The sequence below is a fragment of the Mycobacterium sp. SMC-13 genome (genome assembly GCF_045311035.1).
Classification (GTDB): domain Bacteria; phylum Actinomycetota; class Actinomycetes; order Mycobacteriales; family Mycobacteriaceae; genus Mycobacterium.
Genome location: NZ_JBJIAI010000043.1, coordinates 1 through 24,038 on the forward strand (window position 1 = coordinate 1; position 24,038 = coordinate 24,038).

Below are 24,038 nucleotides of genomic sequence, written 5' to 3' on the forward strand. Positions count from 1 at the left end.
CCGGTAAGACCAACACGAGGCCCACACCTGGGGAATTACGTGACAGCAACCCCTGGGGAATTACGTGACCGACGACAGCGACATCTCTCACAGCATCGGCTGCTGTGGCGCAGAACACATCGGTTTAGGTACCCGTCTCCATACCTGCGGGCATACCTGTCTTGGCTCTGAGTGACCATTCGGCAACAAGCCGCTTTGCGATCTCGGCCGTCCCGCGAAGTGGGCTGCGGCATGAAAATTCGGGCGATGCGGCCCACACCAGGGAACAGGTATGCGAACGGGTATGGCAGTGGGCATACGTACCCGTGCGGGCCCCCGGCAGATCACGGATGGTCCTGTGTCATGAGTCACAACCACGTAGACGCCGTCATCGTCGGCGCCGGATTCGCGGGCCTGTACGCCACCTACCGCCTTCGGGACCAGCAGGGCCTTTCCGTCCAGAGCTTCGAGGCACTGGCGGGACCGGGCGGTGTCTGGCACCGGAACCGCTATCCCGGCGCCCGTTGCGACCTGGAGAGCGTGTGGTACTCCTTCTCCTTCGACGAGGATCTGCAGAGAGAATGGCGTTGGACCGAGCGCTTCGCCTCCCAGCCCGAGATCCTCTCCTACCTCGAGCACGTGGCGGACCGGTTCGACCTGCGGCGTAGCTTCCGGTTCAACACGCGGGTCATCTCCGCGGTCTGGCGGGACGACGCCGATCGCTGGGAAGTTCGAACCGACGACGGTGCGGTCACGATGGCTCGGTACTTCATCAACGCTGCCGGAGCGTTCTCCGTGTCGAAGCCGAATGATTTCCCCGGTCAGGACGATTTCGCGGGCACGATCGCCCACACCAGCCAGTGGCCGGCCGAGGGTGTGGACCTGCATGGCAAGCGCGTGGCCGTGATCGGGACGGGGTCGACCGGGATCCAGGTCATCCAGACGATTGCGGGTGAGGTGGGCGAGCTCACGGTCTTCCAGCGCACACCCAACTACGCGTGCCCGCTGGGTAACGGCCCACTGTCCGACGATGAGTTCGCCGAAGTCGTCGCCGACTACCCCCGACTGCGCGCGGAGTCCAGGGCCAGCATGGCCGGCGCACCGTATCCACGCGCCGAACGGCCCGCCCTGATGGACCCGCCGGAGGTGCGGCAGAAGGTCTACGACCATTTTTACGAGGCCGGCGGCTTCCGCATGCTGGTCTCCACGTACATCGATCTCATCACGGACGCCGACGCCAACAAGACCGCGGCGGAGTACATCCGCGGAAGGATCCGGCAGCGCGTCAACGACCCTGAGGTCGCCGAACTCCTCTGCCCCGACAATCACCCGTACGGCGTGAAGCGAGCCACGTTCGAGTCCGGCTACTTCGAGGTGTTCAACCTGCCGCACGTGCGTTTGGTGGACGCGCGATCGACCCCGATCGAGAGGATTACGCGCAGAGGGATCGCGACGACGGAACAGGAGTACGAATTCGACGTCATCATCCTGGCGACCGGGTTTGACGTGGGTTCCGGTGCTCTTCTCCAGATGGGCGTGGTGGGTCGCGACAACCGCAAGCTGGCCGATCATTGGAGCGGGGGCCAGCGAGCGTACGTGGGGATGGCCACGCATGGGTTCCCCAACCTGTTCCACATCAACGGCCCACAGAGTTCGGCCGCGCTGTACAACAACCCGATCGGCATCGAGGACAGCGTCGACTTCGTGAGCGGAATCATCGCGCACGCCGATGCCGCCGGTTGCGCCCGTGTGGAAGCGAGCGAGTCGGCGGAGAACCGCTACAACGAGCTCGTCATGGAGTGCGCGAATGCGACGCTGGTCCCGACTGCGACCACCTGGTACATGGGAGACAACATCGCGGGCAAGGCGCGCACTCCGCTCTCCCTGTTCACCGGCGGACCGATGTATCGGGCGATCTGCGCCGAGGTCGAAGCAACGGGATATGCAGGGTTCTCGTTCGACGAGGACGAGCAACCGCTGTCGAGCCTGGTGCAGGTGGATGGCTCCGCGGTGTTCTTCCTCGCCGGCATGATGAACAGCGGGGCCAAACCGCTCGAGGAGTGCAACCTCGAGGAAGCGCGGGCCGCCATGGACATGTTCCAGTTCTTCCAGGCGCCGCTTCCATCCGACGTCTCCATCAGCGAGGTGGACTTCCCCGCCGGCAACGACGGTCGAAAGCTCCGCCTGTACCACCCCAAGGAAGCGTCGGCACCGCTGCCCGTGGTCCTGTTCATTCACGGTGGCGGCTGGATCGGCGGCAGTCTGGACGCGTTCAACGAGCCGTGCGCCGCTCTCGCCCACAACACCGGGGCCTTGGTGGTTTCGCCCGAGTACCGGCTGGCGCCCGAGCACCCGTTCCCGGCTGCGGTCGAAGACACGCAGGCGGCCCTGAGGTGGGTCGCGGACAACATCGCGACATACGGCGGAGATCCGGAACGGATCGCCGTCGGCGGCGAGAGCGCGGGTGCCAACCTCGCTGCCGTTGCCGCCCAGCGCGCTCGCGACGAGGGCGGCCCCCGGCTCACCGCGCAGGTGCTCGTCGCCCCTGTCACGGACCCGTTGGCAGAGACGGCATCACGGAAGTTGTTTGCGCACGGCCCCGTCCTGTCGATGGAGCTCTGTGCACGGATGGCCGGGATGTACGTCACCGATCCCGCCGCGCTGACCTCGCCCCTGATCGCTCCTGCCCGGGCTGCCGACCTGTCGGGGCTCCCGCCCGCCCTGGTGCTCACCATGGGGGTCGACCCGCTGCGTGATGAGGGTGAGGACTACGCCCGCGCGCTGGCCGCGGCGGGTGTTCCCGCGGAGTCACGCCGGTTCGAGGGCCTGATCCACACCACGCTCTCCATGTCGGGCCCTATCCCGAGGGCTGCGGAGATCCAGGAGGCTATCGCGACGTTCCTCGTCCCGCTGTTCTCCGCCAGCAACGCCCCCACGACAGTCGGCTTCTGACCCGAAGAAGCGGCAGAAGCAGGATAAGAACTCATCGCTGGGGAGGTCTTTGATCCGCGAATCCGGTTCCGACGGATACCGATTCGATACTCGGCTCAAGCCGAGGAAACGATCTGCCGGACCCATCCGAGATCACAACCGCGAATCACGACCTGCCCGCTGCGCCTACGGAATCCGATCACAGACCCATGTTCTTGGCGATGATCATCTTCATCACCTCGCTGGTGCCACCGTAGATCCGGTTGACTCGACAATCTGCGAATATGCGCGCGATCGGATACTCGACGACGTATCCGTAGCCACCGTGCAACTGCAGGCATCGATCGACCACTCGTGACGCCACTTCGGTGCAGAAGAGCTTGGCACTTGCACCGTCGGCCGGCGTCAGTTCATGGGCATCGTAGGCCTCGAGTGCACGGTCGATGACCGCTTCAGCGGCGTCGACCTCGGCCTGGCATGCGGCGAGCTCGAACTTGCTGTTTTGGTAACTCGCGAGCGGACGTCCGAAGACCTGCCGTTGCTGCACATACTCAGCGGCAAGCCGCACAGCGGCCTTTGCCTGAGCATATGCCTCCACGGCGATCGTCAATCGTTCCCGAGCGAGGTTCTGTCCGAGATGCGCGAAACCCTGGTTCACGTCGCCGATCACGTCTTCGACGGGGACTACGACATCGCGGAAGGACAGCTCCACGGTATCGATCGAGTGCTGCCCGATCTTCTTGAGCTTGCGGCCGACCTCGAAACCCGGTGCGGTGACGTCGACCGCGAGCAGCGAGATGCCGAACCGGCGATCCCCGTCCTTCGGCGGTGCAGTGCGGGCGCAGACAATGACGCGATCGGCACGAGCACCGCCGGTGATGAAGGTCTTGGCACCATTGAGAACAAAGTGGCTGCCATCATCGGAAAGCGTTGCTGTCGTCCGCATCCCGGCTAGATCCGACCCCGTTCCCGGTTCGGTCATGGCAATCGCGAACATCGTCGTACCCGCCACGAAACCCGGCAGCCACCGCGCCTTCTGCTCTGCGGTGGTCAACTCGAGCAGATACGGCAGGCAGAGGTAGATATGGGCGCCGACACTGCCGAAGGACACTGCCGCACGGGCACTTTCCTCGATGATAATGGCCGCGTACTTGAAGGAGTCGACGCCGGCGCCACCATATTCCTCCGGCACTTCGATGCCCAAAATGCCCAATTCGCCCAGACGCTGGGAGAACTGGCGCGGGGTGACACCGGCGTCCTGCCACTCCTCATAGACGGGCACCACCTCCTCCTCGATGAGCGAGCGGACCATTTTCCGAAACGCGTCGTGTTCGGCGCCGAATACGGTTCTCTGCATTTCTTTTTCCTCGGGACTCGATCAGCGTCAGTGGGGTCAGGGGTAGAAACGAAACACTGGCTGAGCGATGCACGCGGGCTTGTCCGAGCCCTCGATATCGATGCGAATATCCGCACTCAGCTGCACACCGCCCCGGTCGACCTGCGTTACGTCGACGAGAGTGCCGGCCGCGCGGATGCGGGCTCCGGCCGGAACGGCGGATGGAAAACGTACCTTGTTCAAACCGTAGTTGACCTTCGTACCTACCCCTGCGACGTCGAGCAGGTCGGACCACAGCGGGATGACCAGCGACAGCGTGAGGTACCCATGTGCGATGGGTGCGCCGAACGGGCCGTTCTTCGCGCGTTCGGGATCGACGTGGATCCACTGATGGTCGTCGGTCGCGTCGGCGAAGGTATTGATCCGACTCTGATCCACAGTCATCCAGTCGGTCGTTCCGAGGTCGGACCCGACGAGTCCGCTGAGTGCGTCGAGCGTAGTGGTGATCAAGATTCCTTGCCTTCCGTATCGAGATTGAGCACGCGTATTGCGTTGTCTTTGAGGATTTTTGGGATCACGTGAGACTTCATTTCCAACGTGGCGAAGTCGGCCAGCCAGCGGTCAGGTGTGATCATCGGGTAGTCCGAGCCGAAGAGCACCTTGTCGGCCAAGAGCGTGTTGGCGTAACGCACGAGTTGAGGCGGGAAGTACTTCGGAGACCATCCAGAAAGGTCTATGTAGACATTCGGTTTGTGGGTGGCGACGGCCAACGCCTCGTCCTGCCATGGAAAGGACGGGTGCGCCATGATGATTCGCAGATCGGGGAATCTGACCGCCACCTCGTCAAGCAGTATCGGATTGGACAGCCCGAGGCGGATGCCGCCGCCGCCGCGCATATTCGCTCCGATACCTGTCTGACCGGTGTGGAACAGCACAGGCACGCCGTACTCCTGGGCCACTTCGAGCAACGGATAGGCCGTGCCATCGTCGGGTGCGAAGTTCTGGATGCTGGGGTGGAGTTTGAGCCCTCGCACTCCGTGCTCTTCGATCAGCACTCGCAGTCGGCGTGCGCCGGCCCGGCCTTTGGCGGGATCGATGCTGGCGAACGGGATGAGCACATCGGGGTGCGCGGCGGCGCCGGCGGCGATCTCCTCGTTGGAGAGTGCCGGATGCCCGGTGAACGCCTCGATGTCAACGCTGAACAGGACGGCGCCGATCTGACGCTCGCGGTAGTACGCGGCGATGGCGTCGATGTTCGGCTTGACGGTCTCAGCGCCGAAATACTGCGTCGAGGCCGCGACGAACTCGTCCGGCAGCGACATGTGGCCGTTGCAGTCCACCTCGACGTGGACGTGGACGTCGATGGCCTTGAGGTTGGTGGGATCCATGATTCCGGTTTCCTAAACGGCGGCCGGTTCCGGCAACTGCTCGCCGACCGACTGCAATCGGGGCTCGAATACGGTGGGCCAGGCCTCTGCGATCGCGTCGGCGGTCCACCCTCCGTCGGCGTAGGCGGCGACGATCTGCTCTGGGTGAGACCACAGGGACAGGCGATCGCCCCCGATCCCAATCGCCTGGCCCGTAATCTCACCCGCGGCGTCAGATGCCAGGAACGCGACGAGACCGGCCGCGTCCTCGGCCGTGCCGAACCCGAGCGCCCGACGCGCGAACGGGGGCATGGGATCTCCCTGGCGCGCCATGTCTACGTAGTGCTTGAGAGCGGGAATGGTCTCGGTCATCGCCGTAGCGGCCACGGGCACCACCGCATTGACGGTGATGGCTGCGCGCGAGAGCTCCATTGCCCAAGTTCGAGTCATGCCGACGATCGCCGCTTTAGCGGCCGAGTAGTTGGTTTGACCGAAGTTGCCGCGCTGTCCCGCCGGCGATCCGATCAGAATCAATCTGCCGCCGCGGCCTTGTTCGCGCATACGGATGGCGGCGGCTCTGGCGCAGGCGAACGTGCCGCGGAGATGAACCGCGATCACGGAATCGAAGTCATCATCGGTCATCTTCCAAAGAACTTTGTCCCGCAGTACACCGGCGTTGCTCACCAGAATGTCCACGCCCCCAAACTCATTGACGGCGCGATCGATGAGCTGCTGCGCTGCCTCGCTACTTCCCATGGCAGCGACCTCTGCGACCGCAATGCCACCCGCTGCTCGGATCTCATTGACTGCCTCGTTCGCAACCTCGGCGTCGATGTCGTTCACCAACACCTGAGCGCCCGCGACGGCCAACCTCTTCGCATACGCGAGTCCGAGCCCACGTCCACTGCCGGTCACGATCGCGACCTTGCCCTCGAGATTCATTTGCACTCCTTCCTCGACATAATTGATGAGAACATCAATGATTGTAAATGTCAATGATTGTTCAGTCTGCGCGAGACATGGCAGACTTAGCTCTGGAAGGAGGCCTGTCATCGTCGCTGCACGCCCACGGCGGACTCGCCCCGCCGCCTTGTCGGAGGACCCGGGATTCCTGCTCGCTCGCGCCGGCGGACAGGCGATCCGCCAGCTCAATCGCACACTGGAGCACTTTGGCGTGCGGAGTAGGCACTACACAGCACTCGTCGCGGTCAAAGAACGCGAAGGGGTGTCTCAGCGCGAGCTCAGCGAGATCCTGGACATTGACCCCAGCGCGGTTGTCGCCGTGATCGACGATCTGGAGCGCGCGGGTTACGTCAGCCGCACGCCCAACCCAGACGACCGGCGTACCCGAATGGTGGTGCTCACCGCCGCCGGTCGCGCTGCGCTCGCCAAGATGACACACCTATCCGCGGCTGTCGACGAGCACATACTCTCCGCATTGGAACCCGGCGAGCGCGAGCTGTTTGTCGATATGCTCTGTCGCGTCGCGCGACTCAAGCCATAGCAAGGCGCGAGGCCGGCCGGGTCCGAAGCCAGCGGGGGTCGTCGCCCCGGACTACCCTGTGCCTACCTGCCCGCGGATTAGCCGGCAGACACGCCAAAGCCCATGGGGACAACGCCTTTCGACTACAAGCCCCAGAAACATCACTTGACGAGTTGATCGCGCAGTCTTGAGACTTCCGTTCAGAGCCGCAGCTCGTCGCGGGCTGTCATCGCCGGCTCTTCGATTGGGAGGTCCCTCAGCACGCGGCGAAGGATCTTGCCCGCGGGCGATTTCGGAATGCGGTCGATGAACGCCACCCGTCGAATCTTCTTGTAGGGCGCAACGCGCTCAGCCACCCACGCGATGATCGCGTCTGCATCCGACGGGCCGGGGTCGGCGGCGCTATGCACCACATAGGCGGTCGGCAACTCACCTGCAACGCGGTCCGCCAATCCGACTACCGCTGCATCCGCGATCTGTGGGTGCTGCAAAAGCAAGGCTTCAAGTTCTGCGGGCGCAACTTGATAACCCTTGTACTTGATCAACTCCTTCAGACGGTCGACGACGTAGAAGCAACCGTCGCGATGCTCGACGACGTCTCCGGTCCGCAGCCACCCATCAACGATCGTGGCGTCCGTTTCCTCGGGAAGCCCCAGATATCCCTGCATGATCTGCGGTCCTCGAACCCAGAGCTCGCCAGCGCTTCCAACACCGACGTCTTCGCCCGTAGCCGGGTCGACGATCCGGGCGGTCGTGCCCGACAGAAGGTGACCGACACTTCCCGCCGGTATCGCGACGAACTCATCCGACGGCGCGCCGTGGGTCCCCGGACTGGCCTCAGTCATGCCGTATCCCTGGCGGATCCGAATTCCGGTTCGCTCCTCGACGCGCGCGGCGAGTTCCTCATCCAGCGGGGCTGCCCCGGATATCGCCCTCGTCATCGACGTCAGGTCGTACTGGTCCACTTCAGGAGCCGTCGCCAACGCCAGGACGAGTGGCGGTGCCAAGTGTCCGAGCGTGACACGGTAGTTCTGCACGACTTCCAGGTAGCCACGAAGATCGAAGCGCGGCATGGTGATCACCGTGGCGCCCGCAAGAATCGCGGAGTTCAGTATCACCGTGAATCCGTAGATGTGAAACAGCGGCATCGCCGCGCACACGACAGCCTCGGCATCCAGCGCCCAGCAATCATGCAGCTGTATCAGGTTGGCGACCAGGTTGCCGTGACTTAGCATGACCCCCTTGCTGGTTCCACTTGTACCGCTCGAGAATGGCAGCGCCGCAAGATCATTCGTCGATGCGGGCTGGTAGGAGATCGCCGGTGCCGACGAGAGAAGAGCACGAAAGGAGCGTGTGTCGGCAGAGTCGTCGAACGAGTAGCAGGCCTCAACCTGGGTACCCACAACCGCTTCGGCAAGCCAGCCGCCCCCGGTTGCCGCTACAACGGCTTTCGCGCCGGCTGTCGCCAGCTGCTTTCCGATCTCTGAACCGTTGAGCACCGGATTGATAGGGCTGACGACAGCCCCGGCCCGCAGGATCGCATAGACGGCGACCGCATACATCGGCTGGTTGTTGCTGATCAGGGCGACTACGTCACCCGGACGAATTCCGTCCCTCAGGAGCCCGCCGGCCGCGCGCGCGGACATCTCGTCCAGCTCGCCGTAGGTCAAAGTAAGCCCGCTGACCGCATCTATCACCGCAGGCTTCGACCGGCGCGAATCCACATCGGCCAGTACAAAGTCAGCGAGATTGATTGTGGGCACGTCAATCTCGGGGATCGGCGCGGAGAAGATCATGCACATCCTTTCTTGGCTGGCCACCACACGCTGTTGCTGTTCAGAACTTCCCTGGCGGCCGGGCACGCTGGCGTCAACGTCGCCAGTGCGTTGGAGGCTGAGTAGTTGTCGGGGTCAGGCGTGGCAGTCACGACGTCGTCGAATCTGGTCACGACTCAACAGGCACCTCGGGCGAGTAAAAGACCGGCTGCTCCGCGCGGGCGCTGGCCAACACCGACTCGATGTCAGCGGAGAATAGGTCGTATCGCTCAGCAAACTGGATTGCCGGACCGCCCCGCTGCGACTGAGGCACGTCGGTTGGTTTCGCCATCGATCCTCCTCGCCGGTTGGAGCGCACGCCATCGCATTGACAGTAGGAGGATGTGTCGTCGGGCACATCGGATGATCACGCCAAGTTCGTTTGACCGAATTGGTCGGATCAACCAATCGCGGGGCTACGGTGAGAAGATGGATGGCCTCCGCGAAGCCGTGCTCGAGATGATGCGTGATGTCGCCGAAATCGGCGTGCAGGCGGCCGAAGTCATTCTGCGCGAGGTTCCCGAACTACGCGATGCCAGCGCCGAGATTCAAGCTGCCATCCGCACGGTTCCGGGGGCCGAACTGTTGGCCAGCTTCGACGCCATGGTGCGCGCTCTGCCCCGGGAAGCGATGACACCATCGACAGAAGTGGTGGAGGCCACCCGCCTCATGGCACGGGCCAGGATTCCGCTGCCGGCGGTGCTGCGGTGCTTTCGGGTGGTGCAGCCGATCATCTGGCAGTCATGGTCGGAGGCGGTGCGCCGAGCGTTGCCGGATAGTCGTCAGCAGTCCGTGCACGATGCAGGCGCAGCGTTCATGTTCACCTGGAACGACCGTTCGTCGGAGGTGATCGCCCAGGAGTACCAACTCGAACGCGACCGCCTGGCCCACGCAACGTCAGCGGCACGAATCGACCTCGTCGAAAGGCTGCTCGCTGGTGCGCCTTCCGATCCAGAGTCGACACGACGCACCCTGGGCTACGCGATTGAAGGCGTCCACGTCGCCGCCGTACTGTGGACCGACCACGGCGCCGACGTCGACTCGCTCTTGCGGTTGGAGCGTGCCGCAACTCGGCTGTCCGGGGAGCACCGTCCATTGCTCGTCCCGGCCGGCGCGCACACCATGTGGGCGTGGATGCACACGCTACAAACGGTCGGCTTAGAAGCCGACGTGCACGCCGCCATCGGCGACCCCGGCACGGGTCTGATCGGATTTCGTGACAGCCACAACCAGGCCCTGCAAGCCAGACGCGTGGCTGAGCTGATCCCCGGTATGCCTGGCCGGATCATCCGGTTCGCCGACGTCGAGGTCCTCAGTCTGTGCACCGTCGATCCCGACCGCGCCCGCGCCTTCGCCCGCCGAGTTCTGGGCGACCTGGCGGGCGATGGGGACATCCAGGCGCGGCTGCGCGAAACTTTGTCTACGCATTTCCAGACGCGCTTCAACCAACGTGAGACCGCGCGCCGTTTGGGACTGCATCACAACACGGTGATCTATCGGCTACAGCAGGCAAACGCCGCACTCGGTCGGCCAGTGGATGACGATCCGGTCGCGGTGGCACTGGCGTTGCGGCTAGCTCAGCTCCTCCCTGTCACACAAGCCCAATCCTGACATCGAATCCGGTGGCCCTGGTGTCCATCCAGCTAACACCTGCCCGGGAGCCGACCGCTCGACGAGAGATGGGTGTTGGCTGTTTGCGCCACCACTACCTCCATCGCCGTTCACACTGGTCGTCCAGAAAGGCGTTCTACCGCTTGGGAAGTGGATCGACACTTCTCAAGGACTTTCGGTCAGTGAAATCCGGCGATAGCAGATCCACAACCCTTGTCGTTCACTTACCGCATGCGAACCCAAGTTGCCATCATCGGCGCCGGGCCGGCCGGCATGTTGCTGTCACATCTGCTCGCGGCTGATGGCGTCGAGTCGGTGATCATCGAATCGCGAACCGAGGACTACGTTCTCGCCCGCATCCGTGCCGGAATCCTGGAGCATTCATCGGTAGAGTTGCTTCGCGCGGTCGGCCTGGGTGACCGCCTGGGGCGCAACGGTATCGAGCATCGCGGAATCTATCTGCAGACGCCATGCGAACGGCAGCATCTCGACTTCGTCGACCTCGTCGGCCGCAGCGTATGGGTGTACGGGCAGACCGAGGTCCAAAAGGACCTCGTCGCCGCGCGCCATGCCGGCGGCCAGCAGATCATCTATGAAGCCGAAGCGGTTCAGGTGCACGACATCACCTCGGACCAACCGTATGTCACTTTCACCGTCAACGGCGTCGATCAACGTGTTGGCGCCGACGTAATCGTCGGCTGTGACGGCTCGTTCGGCCCCAGTCGTGCTGCCATTCCCGAAACCGTCAAACAGGTCTGGGAAAAAACCTATCCATACTCATGGCTTGGCGTACTCGCCGACGTCCCGCCGTCGACCGATGAACTGATCTACGCCTGGCATCCCGATGGCTTCGCAATGCACTCCATGCGTTCCGAAACCGTCAGCCGTCTGTACCTTCAGGTTCCAAACGGGACCAACATCAATTCGTGGTCGCACGAACGAATTTGGGACGAGCTGTCGAAACGGCTCGAAGGAGACATCGGTGACTGGTCGTTGAAGACCGGCCCGATCACCGAATGCAGTGTGCTACCGATGCGGAGCTACGTCCAGAGCCCAATGCGCTACGGGCAGCTGTTCCTGGCCGGCGACGCCGCCCACATCGTTCCTCCGACCGGAGCCAAAGGGCTCAACCTCGCCATAGCTGATGTTGCGCTCCTCGCCCCCGCCCTGACCGCCTTGGTGAAGAAGCACGACCCGAGACTGGCCGACACCTACTCACAGACGGCATTACAGCGAGTCTGGCGATGTACACACTTCTCCTGGTGGATGACGAGCATGCTGCACATCAGCGGTGACCCATTCGATGCGGAGTTGCAGCAGTCCCAGCTCCGCTGGGTATTCAACAGTGCGGCAGCCGCGACGGGGCTGGCCGAAAACTACGCCGGCCTACCGCTGACCACTGTCTGAACAGCGGCACACCGAAGACGAATGAGGGACGGCCCGAAGCATTCGCCGGGCCGTCCCCATTCCATAATTCAATGCGGCTACGCCTAATGGCCGCGGGCAATCCAATCCTCCAAGTACGGCGCTTCACCGCCGACACTGGTCGAGTCTCCGTGGCCGGTGTAGACGTGAGTGTCGGCGGGCAGCGCCAAGATTCGGTCCCTGATCGACCCGATGATCGTCGGAAAATCGGAGTGGGACCTGCCGGTCGCTCCGGGGCCACCGGAGAACAACGTGTCACCAGAGAACAGTGAGTTCGCCTCTGGCAGATACAAGCACACCGATCCTGGTGAGTGGCCAGGCGTATGAATCACATTCAGGTGTGTGCCGGCGAACCCGATGCGCTGGGTGTCGTCCAGTGACATGAACGGCCGGTCCGAGTGCACTGCTCGCCAGAGCATGGTGTCGGCAGGGTGCAGCAGCACGGGCGCGTAGAGATTCTCTCCGAGTTCTGCGGCTGCGTTGATGTGGTCGTTGTGTCCGTGGGTACAGATCACCGCGGTGACGTCACGCCCACCGACAGCCTCGCCGATCGTCGCCGCGTCATGGGCCGCATCGACGACTATCACCTCGGTATCGGTGCCGATCAGCCATACGTTGTTGTCGACGTCCCATGTTCCACCGTCAAGGCTGAAGGTGCCTGAGGTGACGACGCGTTCGACGCGAAGCCCTGCCTTCTCGGCCACCACGGTCGCTGCGCTCACAGCACAACCACCGAGCGCAGCACCTTACCCTCGTGCATCGCCTGGAACGCCGCTTCGATGTCGTCCAAAGTAATGCGTTCGGAGACAAAGCGTTCCAGCGGTAGGCGCCCCTGTTGGTACAACGACACCAATGTCGGGAAGTCGCGCTCTGGCAGGCAGTCGCCATACCAAGACGACTTCAACGAACCGCCGCGGGAGAACACATCGACCAGCGGAAGTTCCAGCCGCATATCAGGAGTCGGCACCCCCACCAGGACTACTGTGCCGGCAAGGTCGCGGGCATAAAAGGCCTGACGCCACGTCTCGGGCCGGCCCACAGCATCAATCACAACGTCGGCGCCGAAGCCGCCGGTGAGCTCCTGGATTGCCGCCACAGCGTCAGCCTCGGCCGCGTTGACAGTATGCGTCGCACCGAATTCTTCGGCCCACTGCAGCTTTACGGGATCTCGGTCGACAGCGATGATGGTAGACGCGCCCGCCAACCGAGCACCGGCAATCGCGGCGTCACCGACACCGCCGCATCCGATGACTGCCACCGAGTCACCGCGGCTGACACCGCCGGTGTTGACCGCAGCGCCCAAGCCGGCCATCACGCCGCAACCCAACAGACCGGCGACCGCAGGATCAGCGTTGGCGTCGACCCGCGTGCATTGCCCCTCGTGCACAAGAGTTTTCTCGGCGAACGCACCGATCCCCAGCGCTGGGGTCAGAACTGTGCCGTCTGTCAAAGCCATTGGCTGTGAGGCGTTGTGGGTGTCGAAGCAGTACTGTGGACGCCCGCGTTTGCATGCCCGGCACTGCCCACATACCGCCCGCCAGTTGAGAACCACGAAATCCCCGGGTGCTACCAGGCTGACATCGGGGCCAACTGCTTCAACGACACCTGCTGCCTCATGGCCCAGGAGAAACGGAAATTCGTCGTTGATTCCGCCGTCACGGTAGGTCAAGTCCGTATGGCAAACACCGCACGCGGACACCTTGACGACGACATCATGGCCGACGGGGTCCGGAACAATGATGTCGACGATCTCGGTGGCTGTTTTTGGCTTGCGGGCGATGACTCCGCGGACTGTGCTCGACATTCATGTTCCTCGCATTTGGCGGGCGCGCAGGGTGCACGCGTCTTTACGTGCCTCACCTTGAGTCCGACACAGCAAGCAACGCAACACCGGCCTTTCACTGGCCGAAACAGTGGGCTTTGAAGCCCGAGTAGTGGCACAAGGCCGTCTGAATTAACCCAAACTTCGCGAAATACCCTGTGCAGCAACATTCAATGCTGACACGAGCCGCAACTTGTCGCGGTTGAGACTGGGTACTACTACGCCCAGCGCGGCGACGACATCGTCGCCGCGGTACACCGGTACCGCGACTGAGCAGGCCCCGAGTGTCATCTCTTCGACAGTGGTGGCATACCCATCCCGGTGGACCCGGGACAGTTGGTTGCGCAGCACACCACTATGGATGACGGTGTGCGCAGTGAGTCGAGTCAGATGGGCGAGCACGTCCGTCCGGATGGCTTCGGGCGCATGCGCCAAAAGAACTTTGCCAACCCCAGTGGCATGCATCGGTAGTCGTGTTCCGATCTTGCTGACCACTGGGACGGACGCGTGTCCGGATAGCCGTTCGATATACAGGGCGTTCGTTCCCTCGCGGACCGCCAAGTGCACTGTGGCCAGCGTCGCGCCGTACAGGTCATGCAGGAACGGGGAAGCCACTTCCCGCAAGCCGGTTTGCATGGGGGCCAACAGGCCGACGTCCCACAGGCGACGCCCGATCACGTAGTCCCCTGACGATGTTCGCGTCAGCGCACCCCATCGCTGTAACTCGTTGACCAGCCGGTACGCGGTCGGCACCGGCAGATCGGCCCGCCGGGCCATATCGGTCAACGACAGGCGACGATGCGCCGCGTCGAAGGCACCCAGCAGGGCCAGCGTGCGCGATGCCACCGACACGCCCGGCTTCGAGGCATTGCCTGCCATGGCACCTCCTCGCATCTGACCGACTAGCTTTCACTGAGTAAAAGCGTACTCTCGGCTTCTCACAACGGTTGGGGTTAGCGTCAGCACCCATGACAGCTCTAACGGACGCCCCGGCGCTGGCGTCCCAGCAGGAAGTCTCGGCGGAGATCACCGCATACCGCCGCTCGTCCGCAGTGGCCCAACCGCAACTGGATTACCCGCCCTATCGGAGCAGTGTCCTGCGGCACCCACGCAACCCGCTGCTGTTGACCGATCCTCACGAACTCGAGCTGTCTGGGCCGTGTTTCGGTGCGCGGGATGTCTCTGCCCTAGACGCTGATCTGACGATCGGACATGCCGGAGAGCCGATCGGTGAACGCATCATCATCACCGGACGGGTCACCGACTCACGTGGCCGCCCCGTCGCCGGACAACTTGTCGAAGTTTGGCAAGCAAACGCCGCCGGCCGCTACATCCACCAGCGCGATCAGCATCCCGCCCCACTGGACCCCAACTTCACCGGCGCGGGCCGCTGCATCACGGATGCTGACGGCACCTACCGATTTGTGTCGATCAAACCGGGGCCTTATCCGTGGCGTAATCATCACAACGCCTGGCGACCCGCACATGTTCACTTTTCTCTGTTCGGCACACAGTTCACTGAGCGCCTGGTCACTCAGATGTATTTTCCCGGTGATCCCCTCTTTGCGTTGGACCCAATATTTCAGTCGATCACTGATCCGGCCGCGCGCGATCGACTGGTCGCCACGTATGACCACGACCTCACTCAACCCGAATACGCGACCGGCTACCGCTTCGACGTTGTGCTCGACGGAGCCCGCCGCACCCCTTCCGACGAGGACACCCATGTCTGAGCTTGCCGCGACTCCCGGCCAGACCGTCGGCCCGTTCTTTCACTACGGACTTTCTTATCGTGGCGACAATGAACTTGTGCCTTCTGGACATCCCGGCGCGATCCGATTGCACGGCACTGTCTTTGACGGTGCCGGAGAGCCTGTCCCGGACGCGCTCGTGGAGGTTTGGCAGCCAGACAGCGCCGGCACCGTCATCGATGCCGAGGGCTCGCTGCACCGAGATGGATGGACGTTCACGGGCTGGGGCCGCGCAGCCACCGACCCGACCGGTCATTACAGCTTTACCACCGTCGCACCCGGCGGGCAGATCCCATACTTCGCTCTCGCCGTGTTCGCACGTGGTCTGCTCGACGCCTTGTTCACTCGGGCGTACCTGCCGCACGCCAATCTCTCCGACGACCTGCTCACCCGACTCGAGCCACATCGGCGACAGACGTTGATCTGCCAAGCCGAAGACGGCGGCTATCACTTCGATATCCATCTGCAGGGGGCCTCCGAGACCGTGTTCCTCCGTCATTCCAGGGTGCGTACATGACCAACCTGTTGTGGCCCGGCGATCACCGCGCAGAACGGTTCCTCACCGACGCCGCGGTGTGGGAGGCGATGCTGCAGGTTGAGAACGCCTGGCTGCGTGGCTTGGCAGACAACGGGTTGGTCCAGCACGCTGCTGCCGACTGCGATCTCTCCGGTTTGGTTGATGAATCCGACCGGGAATCGGTGACCACCGTGTCGGACGACGGGGGCAACCCAGTCATCCCGTTGGTCGCATTGCTGCGACAACGCGCACCAGAGGCTACTCGACGCTGGATTCATCGCGGCCTCACCAGCCAGGACGTCATGGATACCGCCCTGATGCTGACGTTGCGCGACGCGCTGCGTCGGCTCCGTACTGAGCTCGCCAACCATGTGGGCAGCCTGGCAAGCCTGACCGCTGCGCACCGTCACACGCCGATGTTGGCGCGGACTCTCACCCAACCGGCGATTCCAATTACGTTCGGCGTCAAGGCAGCTGGCTGGCTGTGCGGCGTCTGCGACGCTGCGAAAGCGGTTTCCAGCCTAGGAACGCCCATTCAGATCGGCGGCGCAGCAGGCACTTTGGCGGCGTCGACGGAAATGGCTGCGCTCGTGAAGGGCAGCGCGCAGGCCCCCGCGACTGCGCTGGCCTTGTTGGAGTACATGGCCGACGACCTTGAACTCGACAGACAATTGCCGTGGCACACCCGGCGAAGCCCCGTCACTGCGATCGGCGACGCACTCGTCGGGTGCACCGACGCATGGGCCCGTATCGCTTCGGATGTCGTGACGCTCAACCGATCAGAAATCGGCGAACTCGCCGAACTCCGAGAGACCGGTCGTGGCGGCTCCTCGACAATGCCCGACAAGCACAACCCGGTGTTGTCAGTTCTCATCAGGCGCGCCGCACTGACAGCTCCGGCGATGGCCGCGGCCCTGCATACCGCAGCCGCGTTCACCAACGATGAGCGGGCTGACGGAGCTTGGCATGCGGAATGGGACACCGTACGCATCCTGGGCCGGCGGACACTGATCGCCGCGTCCCAGGCCACCGACCTACTGACAGGATTACAAGTCGATTCCGAGCGCATGGCTGCCAATCTGGCTACCGCCGCCGTATCGGGCGAACAGGATGCCATCGCTGCCCTGTTCGGAAAGCATTCCACACCAACCTATTTCGGAGCATCCGATGCGATCATCGATCACGCTCTGGATCGTTCACGACAATTTCTCGAGGATCTTCGATGACCCTCCCTGCTCTCACCGCGGTGGACTTCGGCGGTCCACAGGACGCCCCGTTGCTCGTCCTCGGACCGTCACTCGGCACATCAGTGGCAGCACTGTGGTCCAATGCCGCCAGGCTCCTGGCCACCCGTCATCGGGTTATCGGGTTCGATCTTCCCGGGCACGGTGGGAGCCCGCCCCCTGTCGAGGCCTTCACGATGGCTGACCTGGCTCACGCCGTCGACGCTGTCGCCATGTCATACGCGGCCGGCCCCTATCACTACGCAGGGGTCTCTGCGGGCGGCGCGGTGGGTTTGGAACTCCTTCTCGAGCACGCGGACCGGATTGCCACTGCCGCCTTGATCTGCACCGGCGCCAAGATCCGCACCGCCGAAGCCTGGAGCGAGCGAGCACGTAACGTGCGCCGCAATGGGACTTCCGCGATGACGGAATCCGCTCGTATCACCTGGTTTTCGGCAGGATTTCCGCTGCGCGATCCCGACACTGCCGCGGCGCTGCTCGAGTCGCTGAGGGAAACAAGCGCTGAAGGCTACGCGGCGACATGCGAGGCACTCGGACAGTTCGACGTCCGAGATCGCCTGACCACGATTGGAGGCGACGTCATCGCGATCGCAGGCGCCGAGGACATCGCCACCCCACCGTCGTCACTGCTCTATCTGGCCGAACACATACCGCGCTGCGACTACCTCGAAATCGCTCAGACGGCACACCTGGCACCGGCCGAGCAACCGGAACTCATTGCACAGGAACTTCTCGCACTCACTCAACGGAGCCCGGCATGACCGACCAATTCGACCGGTACCAAGCCGGAATGTCAGTGCGCCGCCAAGTATTGGGTGATGCCCATGTGGACCGTGCGAGCGCGCGCACCACCGAGTTCACTGCCGACTTCCAGCGGCTGATAACTGAGTACGCGTGGGGATCGATCTGGACGCGCCCCGGGCTCGACCGGCGGTCACGCTCGATCATCACCCTCACTGCGCTCGTTGCGCGAGGGCACCACGAAGAGCTGGCCATGCATTTACGCGCGGCACGCACGAATGGACTGACCGATGAAGAAATCAAGGAGGTACTGCTGCAGACGGCGGTCTATTGCGGTGTGCCCGACGCCAATACCGCGTTTCGTATCGCGCAGGACACCCTGTTCACCAACGACTCCGACGAATGAGCCGGCCGTCAACCTGATCGAGCACTTCCTCGACCTTGAGCGCGACGGGCCACACGGTGCCCGCATGGCCGACATCGTTCGTCGCGCGGCCGGGGCTGGGCATCTCCTGGAGCAAGTTCGGTGACAGCCAGATCGAGGACCGCCCACACAGCGCGCAGCTCGGAACGTGGCCGACGGTCGCCGGCGGGGCCCGCCCCGTGCGGTACGAGCGACCGCGCGGATTCTCCGTGGTCGCCCCGCGAATCCGAAATCCTCGTGATCACACTGGAATTGCTCGAAGAACACGGATACGACCGGCTGTCGGTGGACTCGGTGGCGACCACGGCACGAGCCAGCAAAGCCACGTTGTACCGCCGCTGGCCGACCAAGGCCGAACTAGTAGCGGCCGCCTTCGTCGAAGGCACGCGTCAGTCTGTCGTCGACCCCGACACCGGAACGCTGCGTGGTGACCTGCGGCAGATCGGCGAAACCATTCGGATACACATCGGCGCCCATGCCGGGGCCCTGCGCGCCATCCTCGTCAAGCTCCCACGCAGCGCCAGCCTCGCCGACCTCGTGCGGCAGCAATTCCTCGATCAGCCAAGGGAATCGATCCAACGAGCGCACGCCCGTGCCGCCGATCGCGGCGAGGTAACGGATAACGTCAGCGAAGAGCTCTGGGACCTGCTCCCCGGCTACCTCATCTACAAGACGATCCTCACGGGCCGAGCGCCGTCGCGGCGCGCGGTGCGGCACCTTGTCGATACCGTACTGATGCCCAGTCTCACCCGAGTCGACGCCCCGATGACCTAATGGGTCTGCCATCGCCTGGCGGTCTGGGTTGCCAATACCCGCACCTACTCCGATTGATCACGGCTGAGCGCATCGACGGGCGTTTGGCCGTTCAGCTGACAAGCCGGCTGCCTCAACCCTCGTGGTTCAATTCTTCGCCTGGAACTGGAACAACGGTTGGTCCTTGACGATCACCATTCCATGAGCCACCCATAGAAAGGGTTGATGATCAAGGGTTTAGCAGGCACCTTCAGTATCGACGCTGATCACTAGCGGCAATCGAATGACGAGGCGCTAGCCCCGGGCGGACACGTCCGGAGACTATGGCTACCCGCGGTCCTAGGCTAGTTGGATTGCACCTTGTTCAAAACTAACTAGTCGGCACAGTCGGCGTTATAACGCGGCCGCCATCGACCTGCGGTTCGGATCGCCAAGAGCCGCACGACCTGGGTCTCTTGGCGCTTGAGCGCGTCGACCGGCGTTCGGCCATGCAGCTGGGTGCTCGGCGTCGTCATCCACAGGGCTACTTGCCAGCGGTTATCAGTAGCACGCGAAAGGATAGCCAGGATGTCGGCTAGGCCGGGCAGCACGGTGCCGTCTTGATCAATTTGGAAGGTGGGGAACACCAGTGTGCCGTCGCTGGTCATACATCCGAGCAGTTGACGGCGACGGGCTCGATGCTGGACGGCATCGGTCGAGATGTCCAATCGGCGGGCAACTCCGGCCACGTCGTAGAACGGACCGATCAGCCCGTTCCATTGATCGAGCGACGAAGTCAGGTTGTCTTGCACTTGAGCTGCGACACCGTCCGCCATGCCTGGGCGGTCGCGGTACTGACTGATACGCACGGCGAGTCCGTTGTCGGTGATCTGCCGACTGAGTTGAGCATCGGTGATTTCGCGGTGCACATTGATCGCTTGCACGACTCCCCCGCTTCCGGCTGGCCTGAACTCCACATTCGTGCCGTTGGCTACGACCTCGATTTGAGTAGCCAGCTCCACTAGTCCTGTCAGGGTGAGAATCAGGTCGGTACCGGCCAAACGTATTCCAGACAAGGCGATTTGGTGTGCATTCGCCGACTGCTCTCGCCGCCCAAGAACTACTACGCCGGCGGGAACGGCGTTGGGATTCAGTGCATTCGGGGATTCAGCTGCGCGTTCGGGCTGTTGACGCAGGACGTCGGCGATCTGCTCCGCTCCGAGCTTAAGCAGCCCTTCTGCCAGCGCCACGACATCGGCGCGTGCGGTTCCCCTGGCCACAATGGACCGGGCGATGTCGACTGCGACGCGTGCGGCCTCGTCCGGGTCGCTGTTGTCGACGATGTCGCGGATGCTCACGGCATCACTGACCTAAGCCTAGGCTTTCAAGAATTTCGGCCCGATACTGTTCGCCAGTGATTCTTCCCATTGCCAAGTCGCCCAGCCGTGCAACAGTTTTCGCGTCGGGTACGTACCCCTCAATGAGGCTGTTGGCTACCGCGTCGTGCACCATCCGGCGTTCTCGTGGTGGAAGGGCCGCGAGAATCCGCTGATACGCAGAGGGGGAAACTGCGCCGTCCGGAGCGACAAACACTGCCGGATCGTCGCGGCGCCGGGTGCGCGCGACAGCGCAAACGCGTTTGGGCCGGCTACCGTCATGTGCCGACGGTGGATCGCCGAGGACGTCGCGGTCGTCGGGTTCGAAAGGATCGGCCATGGTCTCAGCGTGCCACGTCGGTCCCGATAAGTCGCGTGTTTGCAGGACTCCATTTACACCACTAGTAGTGCATAATGATTAGTGGTGGATCCAGGCTGTGGCTGGTCCGAAGAGCCAGTGTGCGGGGCGCGAGCTGGCCGCTCAGGAGAATGTAGTAGAAGCCCTCGAGTGCCCAGCCGGGTCCACCCCAAAGCGCTTGGCGCAGATGCGGGATTGCGCCATGGACACCCGGATCGGGTTCGAATCGGCGTGTGCGATTGAGCTTAGCGCTCCTGCTGCCGAGCAGCGCGCGTCGGAACCATTACCGGATGCCCTCAACAAGCTCGGCGGCGGTGACACCGAGCGCCTTGGCAATGTCGAACAGTCGCTCGTGCAAGATTCCGCGCCGACCGTGCTCAACATCCATGAGAACGTTGCGCGAAACGCCAGAGAGCACAGCGAGTTGTTCGAGAGTGAACCCGCGGTCGATCCGGTGTTTGTGAATCTTGAGGCCGACCTGCCGACGGCGACGTTCCCATGCAGCGACCCGTTTCGGGTCGTTCTGACTAGGACGCGTCGGCACGCCCTCTAGTAGCTAACGCCGACGGCCCAATGTCAGCCCTACTAGTAGGTCTTTCTTTTTCAGCGGACGATAGAGCAAGGCCCGTGTGCCGACGAGTCGTGATTCCGGGTGCCGATCTCGATCCTTGCCGTGTCAGCGGCCCACGAGGGAGGGGCGAGGCGCCGCAGGTTGTCGGCTCTCGTTGCTACTGTGACGGATATGCAGGTAATGCGCGTCTGCGAAGTGTGCGATGCCGAGGTGGTTCTCACGCCAGACGAAGGGCACGAAGCGGGTTGGCACTACCCGCCGAAAATGGGAGTGCTCGGTGCCATCAGCCCGCGCACATGCCCCACTCGCCGGATCATGCATGCTCACATCCCTAGACAAATCGCGAAGATCGAACGGATCCGTAGGGGAACCCGACGACGCTGTGGTCCTAACAGTGGCGACGCACCACCACAGCGAAGGCGCGGCGACTCGCTGTGACCAGTTCGAGTCGAGCATTACCGTTCTGAAATGGCATTCGACCAAGATTGCACCACTGATAGCCTCGTGACCAGATGCGACCCTCAGCGCCTTCTAAAGAGCGTCAACTTGACCGGTTACGCGAAGTGGCGGCTGGTAGCGGGACCAGCGATCGGTAGCTGCCACTGCCCCAAAAGCTGTCTCCGCAAAATTGCCGATGTAACCATGCGGTCCCACCCCCAAGCCTGCCCATGCGCGCGCCTTCGAGGACAAGAACAACGCGCCTTCGAGGACAAGAACATTGAGTGTCAGAGTTCTCACGCCTGGAAGCACTACTAGTACAGCCTCAGGACCATTTTGACAGCTATTCGACAGCCCGACCTCTTGCGGACAATCGGCGCGCGACGGGATGACAGGACGGGTGGGCCTGCCATCTTTTGATCAGCGCTTCACGGCCGCGATATCTTGCGCGGACGGCTAGTTGGGATGTGTGGCGCCGCCCGCTCGTGTCACCTTGCGCAACGAGGAAGCGCCCGACGGCTTCCCGGAACGCCCCGCAGAATAGCAACCTTCACATTCTAAAATAGGGCACTACTAGTAGGGCACAATATCAGAATGGCAGGGCATGCATTTGCCGCCGACGATCCACCCTCGCACGGCAGTTCCGAGCTGGGTGCCGCCCAGTTGCGCACCATTGCAATCCGTACGCTGCCACTTCGACTACCGCCGGTCGCCGGCGAGAGCATCGAGTCTTGGCTGGAGGCCTTGGCCAGTCGCTGCGGCGCGACGTGGGGTGAGCTCCTCGCGGCAGTTGGGCTGCACGGCGAGAGCAATCGGGTTCGGGTCGCGCATTTCACGGTTTCACCGACAGGCGAGCAGCTGGCTGCAATCAGCTATGCGACAGGCGTCGCGGCCGCGGCAATCACAGCGATGACCACCTCATCGCTGTTCGAGACGGCCACCGCCGGTGCGGCGACTGCAGGCCCTTTCGCGCTACCCCGTTCGCGATTCTGTCCAAAATGTCTCGAGGACAACGGCGGGCGGTGGCAGCTGTGGTGGAAACTGCGGTGGGCGTTTGTTTGCCCAATACATCGTTGCCTGCTGCTCGATGCCTGCCCCCGCTGCTCCGGTGACCAGCGCCGACGGCCGCTGCCGAAAAGTCTTATCCCGCGCCCTGGGCGCTGCACGTGCCGAGCCCCAAACAGCTGGGGTCGTAGTCTGCGACGCTGCGAGGCGCTGCTGTCAACCGCTCCTTCGCTGGAGTTGACTGAGAACCATCCAGCTGTGGTAGCGCAGGACTACATGCTGGCAGTCATAGCGGCAGGGTTAGCTTCGGCGGGAATGTACGCGGAGTCTCCGGTTTCGTCGCTGCAGTTCGCCACCGACATCACGGTGCTGGGCCAGCAGATCATGCGCTATGCGCACGCCGACGACATCCGACGACGAGTACCCGCAGATATATGGAACATCCACGAGCACAACACCGTCCGGCCGAAACAGGCCGATCAGATCGGAGCGCTATGGCTAGCTCACGATTGTTCTGCCACGATGGCGGTAGCGGCATGTGCGGCACTGCCAGTTCTCCAAGCTTCCGATGCGACCGTCGGTGGCCAGCGTCTGCGGTGGCTGATTGGCTCGATGCGCACCAAAGGGACGTGGGTGCACACGACGGCTATCGCCTGGGATCGCGAGGTAAGCACGCCGCTGCGCGAAGTCCAATTACGTTCTGTGAGATCGTTTCTCGGACCGACGGATCAGCTGCGGAACCGGGCTTGGGCTCGGCACCCGCAGCGACCCGACCGCAACCGTTCGATCCTTCGATCGGTTCCGGCATCGCTGTGGCCATGGTGGGCCGTCCCGATCAGCGGACCGGGGGTGGGGTTGGCCCATGTGCGAATGGCGTTAAGTGTGGCGCTCCTGCTAGTCGGCTCGCGCATCGGCATCCCGTTGGCTTGCGCACAGTTGGGGCCAGTGACCACTGCCCGCGAAGTAGGTCGGGTCCTCGGGGTTCTGTCGTCCAAAGATGATTGGGAGACAACGGCATCAATGCTGACCAGCCTGGTGTTGACCGTCTCTCTGGATGGCTATCACGGGGTGGCCATTCGTCATTGATCTTGCCGATGTGATCGGTGGCGTGGC

22 protein-coding genes are annotated in these 24,038 nt (G+C 63.2%); 11 read left to right on the plus strand and 11 right to left on the minus strand.

The annotated features are described in order from the left end of the window. Positions 1-342: 342 nt before the first annotated feature. Entirely contained in the window at positions 343-2,931 is a 2,589-nt protein-coding gene (locus tag ACJH6I_RS30165; RefSeq protein ID WP_079630345.1) for an alpha/beta hydrolase fold domain-containing protein, read from the plus strand. 178 nt (positions 2,932-3,109) lie between these two features. Here ACJH6I_RS30165 and ACJH6I_RS30170 read toward each other — a convergent pair whose 3' ends face one another. Genes ACJH6I_RS30170 through ACJH6I_RS30185 form a run of 4 tightly spaced genes read right to left on the minus strand, consistent with a single transcriptional unit; the run spans position 3,110 to position 6,555 of the window. Continuing rightward, complete coding sequence (locus ACJH6I_RS30170) at positions 3,110-4,267, minus strand: acyl-CoA dehydrogenase family protein (RefSeq protein ID WP_079630346.1); 1,158 nt, start codon at positions 4,265-4,267, stop codon at positions 3,110-3,112. Positions 4,268-4,303: 36 nt separating this feature from the next. Further along, positions 4,304-4,756 carry a MaoC family dehydratase gene (locus ACJH6I_RS30175; RefSeq protein ID WP_207554450.1) on the minus strand — a complete coding sequence of 151 codons (453 nt, stop codon included), beginning with the start codon at positions 4,754-4,756 and terminating at the stop codon, positions 4,304-4,306. Continuing rightward, positions 4,753-5,634, minus strand: coding sequence for an amidohydrolase family protein (locus ACJH6I_RS30180; protein WP_079630348.1), 882 nt, complete (start codon positions 5,632-5,634; stop codon positions 4,753-4,755). Before ACJH6I_RS30180 ends, ACJH6I_RS30175 begins: the two co-directional genes overlap by 4 nt. Before the next feature lie 12 nt (positions 5,635-5,646). Then, positions 5,647-6,555: an SDR family NAD(P)-dependent oxidoreductase gene (locus ACJH6I_RS30185; protein WP_079630349.1), complete on the minus strand. Its 909-nt coding sequence runs from the start codon at positions 6,553-6,555 to the stop codon at positions 5,647-5,649. A gap of 148 nt (positions 6,556-6,703) precedes the next feature. On the opposite strand from ACJH6I_RS30185, the gene ACJH6I_RS30190 reads away from it, so the two are divergent. Beyond that, complete coding sequence (locus ACJH6I_RS30190; RefSeq protein ID WP_079630350.1) at positions 6,704-7,117, plus strand: MarR family winged helix-turn-helix transcriptional regulator; 414 nt, start codon at positions 6,704-6,706, stop codon at positions 7,115-7,117. Positions 7,118-7,296: 179 nt separating this feature from the next. Here the strand turns inward: ACJH6I_RS30190 and ACJH6I_RS30195 are convergent, their stop codons facing one another. Next, entirely contained in the window at positions 7,297-8,892 is a 1,596-nt protein-coding gene (locus ACJH6I_RS30195; protein ID WP_165694936.1) for an AMP-binding protein, read from the minus strand. Positions 8,893-9,273: 381 nt separating this feature from the next. Here ACJH6I_RS30195 and ACJH6I_RS30200 point away from each other — a divergent pair, with 381 nt between their 5' ends. Beyond that, positions 9,274-10,521, plus strand: a complete 1,248-nt coding sequence (locus ACJH6I_RS30200) for a CdaR family transcriptional regulator (protein WP_226519352.1) — start codon at positions 9,274-9,276, stop codon at positions 10,519-10,521. Positions 10,522-10,752: 231 nt separating this feature from the next. After that, positions 10,753-11,928, plus strand: a complete 1,176-nt coding sequence (locus ACJH6I_RS30205; RefSeq protein ID WP_079630353.1) for a 4-hydroxybenzoate 3-monooxygenase — start codon at positions 10,753-10,755, stop codon at positions 11,926-11,928. An 83-nt stretch (positions 11,929-12,011) separates the two neighbouring features. Here ACJH6I_RS30205 and ACJH6I_RS30210 read toward each other — a convergent pair whose 3' ends face one another. From ACJH6I_RS30210 to ACJH6I_RS30220, 3 genes are all read right to left on the minus strand, one after another. After that, positions 12,012-12,668: an MBL fold metallo-hydrolase gene (locus ACJH6I_RS30210; RefSeq protein WP_079630354.1), complete on the minus strand. Its 657-nt coding sequence runs from the start codon at positions 12,666-12,668 to the stop codon at positions 12,012-12,014. Continuing rightward, positions 12,665-13,750, minus strand: a complete 1,086-nt coding sequence (locus tag ACJH6I_RS30215) for an S-(hydroxymethyl)mycothiol dehydrogenase (RefSeq protein ID WP_079630355.1) — start codon at positions 13,748-13,750, stop codon at positions 12,665-12,667. The genes ACJH6I_RS30210 and ACJH6I_RS30215 overlap by 4 nt, the downstream gene beginning before the upstream one ends. A 150-nt stretch (positions 13,751-13,900) precedes the next feature. Further along, the gene (locus ACJH6I_RS30220; RefSeq protein WP_079630356.1) at positions 13,901-14,647 is read right to left on the minus strand and encodes an IclR family transcriptional regulator; all 747 of its coding nucleotides are present in this window, start codon (positions 14,645-14,647) and stop codon (positions 13,901-13,903) included. A gap of 89 nt (positions 14,648-14,736) precedes the next feature. On the opposite strand from ACJH6I_RS30220, the gene pcaH reads away from it, so the two are divergent. The 6 genes from pcaH to ACJH6I_RS30250 all read left to right on the plus strand — a co-directional run bounded on the left by pcaH (position 14,737) and on the right by ACJH6I_RS30250 (position 19,219). Next, positions 14,737-15,501, plus strand: coding sequence for a protocatechuate 3,4-dioxygenase subunit beta (pcaH, locus tag ACJH6I_RS30225; protein ID WP_079630357.1), 765 nt, complete (start codon positions 14,737-14,739; stop codon positions 15,499-15,501). Then, complete coding sequence (gene pcaG, locus ACJH6I_RS30230; protein ID WP_079630358.1) at positions 15,494-16,036, plus strand: protocatechuate 3,4-dioxygenase subunit alpha; 543 nt, start codon at positions 15,494-15,496, stop codon at positions 16,034-16,036. Before pcaH ends, pcaG begins: the two co-directional genes overlap by 8 nt. Beyond that, the gene (locus tag ACJH6I_RS30235) at positions 16,033-17,262 is read left to right on the plus strand and encodes a lyase family protein (protein WP_079630359.1); all 1,230 of its coding nucleotides are present in this window, start codon (positions 16,033-16,035) and stop codon (positions 17,260-17,262) included. Before pcaG ends, ACJH6I_RS30235 begins: the two co-directional genes overlap by 4 nt. Beyond that, positions 17,259-18,041: an alpha/beta fold hydrolase gene (locus ACJH6I_RS30240; protein WP_079630360.1), complete on the plus strand. Its 783-nt coding sequence runs from the start codon at positions 17,259-17,261 to the stop codon at positions 18,039-18,041. Before ACJH6I_RS30235 ends, ACJH6I_RS30240 begins: the two co-directional genes overlap by 4 nt. Beyond that, positions 18,038-18,427 (plus strand): 4-carboxymuconolactone decarboxylase, encoded by a 390-nt coding sequence (gene pcaC, locus ACJH6I_RS30245; RefSeq protein WP_079630361.1) that lies wholly within the window; start codon positions 18,038-18,040, stop codon positions 18,425-18,427. The genes ACJH6I_RS30240 and pcaC overlap by 4 nt, the downstream gene beginning before the upstream one ends. Before the next feature lie 249 nt (positions 18,428-18,676). Next, the gene (locus ACJH6I_RS30250; RefSeq protein ID WP_079630388.1) at positions 18,677-19,219 is read left to right on the plus strand and encodes a TetR/AcrR family transcriptional regulator; all 543 of its coding nucleotides are present in this window, start codon (positions 18,677-18,679) and stop codon (positions 19,217-19,219) included. Positions 19,220-19,572: 353 nt separating this feature from the next. Here the strand turns inward: ACJH6I_RS30250 and ACJH6I_RS30255 are convergent, their stop codons facing one another. From ACJH6I_RS30255 to ACJH6I_RS30265, 3 genes are all read right to left on the minus strand, one after another. Further along, positions 19,573-20,535 carry an antitoxin Xre/MbcA/ParS toxin-binding domain-containing protein gene (locus tag ACJH6I_RS30255; RefSeq protein ID WP_079630362.1) on the minus strand — a complete coding sequence of 321 codons (963 nt, stop codon included), beginning with the start codon at positions 20,533-20,535 and terminating at the stop codon, positions 19,573-19,575. A 4-nt stretch (positions 20,536-20,539) separates the two neighbouring features. Then, positions 20,540-20,893, minus strand: a complete 354-nt coding sequence (locus tag ACJH6I_RS30260; RefSeq protein WP_079630363.1) for an antitoxin VbhA family protein — start codon at positions 20,891-20,893, stop codon at positions 20,540-20,542. A gap of 301 nt (positions 20,894-21,194) precedes the next feature. Then, positions 21,195-21,455: a helix-turn-helix domain-containing protein gene (locus ACJH6I_RS30265; protein ID WP_079261756.1), complete on the minus strand. Its 261-nt coding sequence runs from the start codon at positions 21,453-21,455 to the stop codon at positions 21,195-21,197. 1,059 nt (positions 21,456-22,514) lie between these two features. Between ACJH6I_RS30265 and ACJH6I_RS30270 the strand changes: the two genes are divergently transcribed. Next, positions 22,515-24,011 carry a TniQ family protein gene (locus tag ACJH6I_RS30270; RefSeq protein WP_406785092.1) on the plus strand — a complete coding sequence of 499 codons (1,497 nt, stop codon included), beginning with the start codon at positions 22,515-22,517 and terminating at the stop codon, positions 24,009-24,011. Positions 24,012-24,038: the final 27 nt, after the last annotated feature.

Coding starts and splice junctions, on each gene's coding strand:
- ACJH6I_RS30165 (WP_079630345.1), top strand. CDS start 343: ATGAGTCACAACCACGTAGACGCCGTCATCGTCGGCGCCGGATTCGCG.
- pcaH (WP_079630357.1), top strand. CDS start 14,737: ATGACAGCTCTAACGGACGCCCCGGCGCTGGCGTCCCAGCAGGAAGTC.
- ACJH6I_RS30205 (WP_079630353.1), top strand. CDS start 10,753: ATGCGAACCCAAGTTGCCATCATCGGCGCCGGGCCGGCCGGCATGTTG.
- ACJH6I_RS30270 (WP_406785092.1), top strand. CDS start 22,515: ATGGCAGGGCATGCATTTGCCGCCGACGATCCACCCTCGCACGGCAGT.
- ACJH6I_RS30235 (WP_079630359.1), top strand. CDS start 16,033: ATGACCAACCTGTTGTGGCCCGGCGATCACCGCGCAGAACGGTTCCTC.
- ACJH6I_RS30180 (WP_079630348.1), bottom strand. CDS start 5,634: ATGGATCCCACCAACCTCAAGGCCATCGACGTCCACGTCCACGTCGAG.
- ACJH6I_RS30185 (WP_079630349.1), bottom strand. CDS start 6,555: ATGAATCTCGAGGGCAAGGTCGCGATCGTGACCGGCAGTGGACGTGGG.
- ACJH6I_RS30260 (WP_079630363.1), bottom strand. CDS start 20,893: ATGGCCGATCCTTTCGAACCCGACGACCGCGACGTCCTCGGCGATCCA.
- pcaG (WP_079630358.1), top strand. CDS start 15,494: ATGTCTGAGCTTGCCGCGACTCCCGGCCAGACCGTCGGCCCGTTCTTT.
- pcaC (WP_079630361.1), top strand. CDS start 18,038: ATGACCGACCAATTCGACCGGTACCAAGCCGGAATGTCAGTGCGCCGC.
- ACJH6I_RS30220 (WP_079630356.1), bottom strand. CDS start 14,647: ATGGCAGGCAATGCCTCGAAGCCGGGCGTGTCGGTGGCATCGCGCACG.
- ACJH6I_RS30195 (WP_165694936.1), bottom strand. CDS start 8,892: ATGATCTTCTCCGCGCCGATCCCCGAGATTGACGTGCCCACAATCAAT.
- ACJH6I_RS30240 (WP_079630360.1), top strand. CDS start 17,259: ATGACCCTCCCTGCTCTCACCGCGGTGGACTTCGGCGGTCCACAGGAC.
- ACJH6I_RS30200 (WP_226519352.1), top strand. CDS start 9,274: ATGATCACGCCAAGTTCGTTTGACCGAATTGGTCGGATCAACCAATCG.
- ACJH6I_RS30170 (WP_079630346.1), bottom strand. CDS start 4,267: ATGCAGAGAACCGTATTCGGCGCCGAACACGACGCGTTTCGGAAAATG.
- ACJH6I_RS30215 (WP_079630355.1), bottom strand. CDS start 13,750: ATGTCGAGCACAGTCCGCGGAGTCATCGCCCGCAAGCCAAAAACAGCC.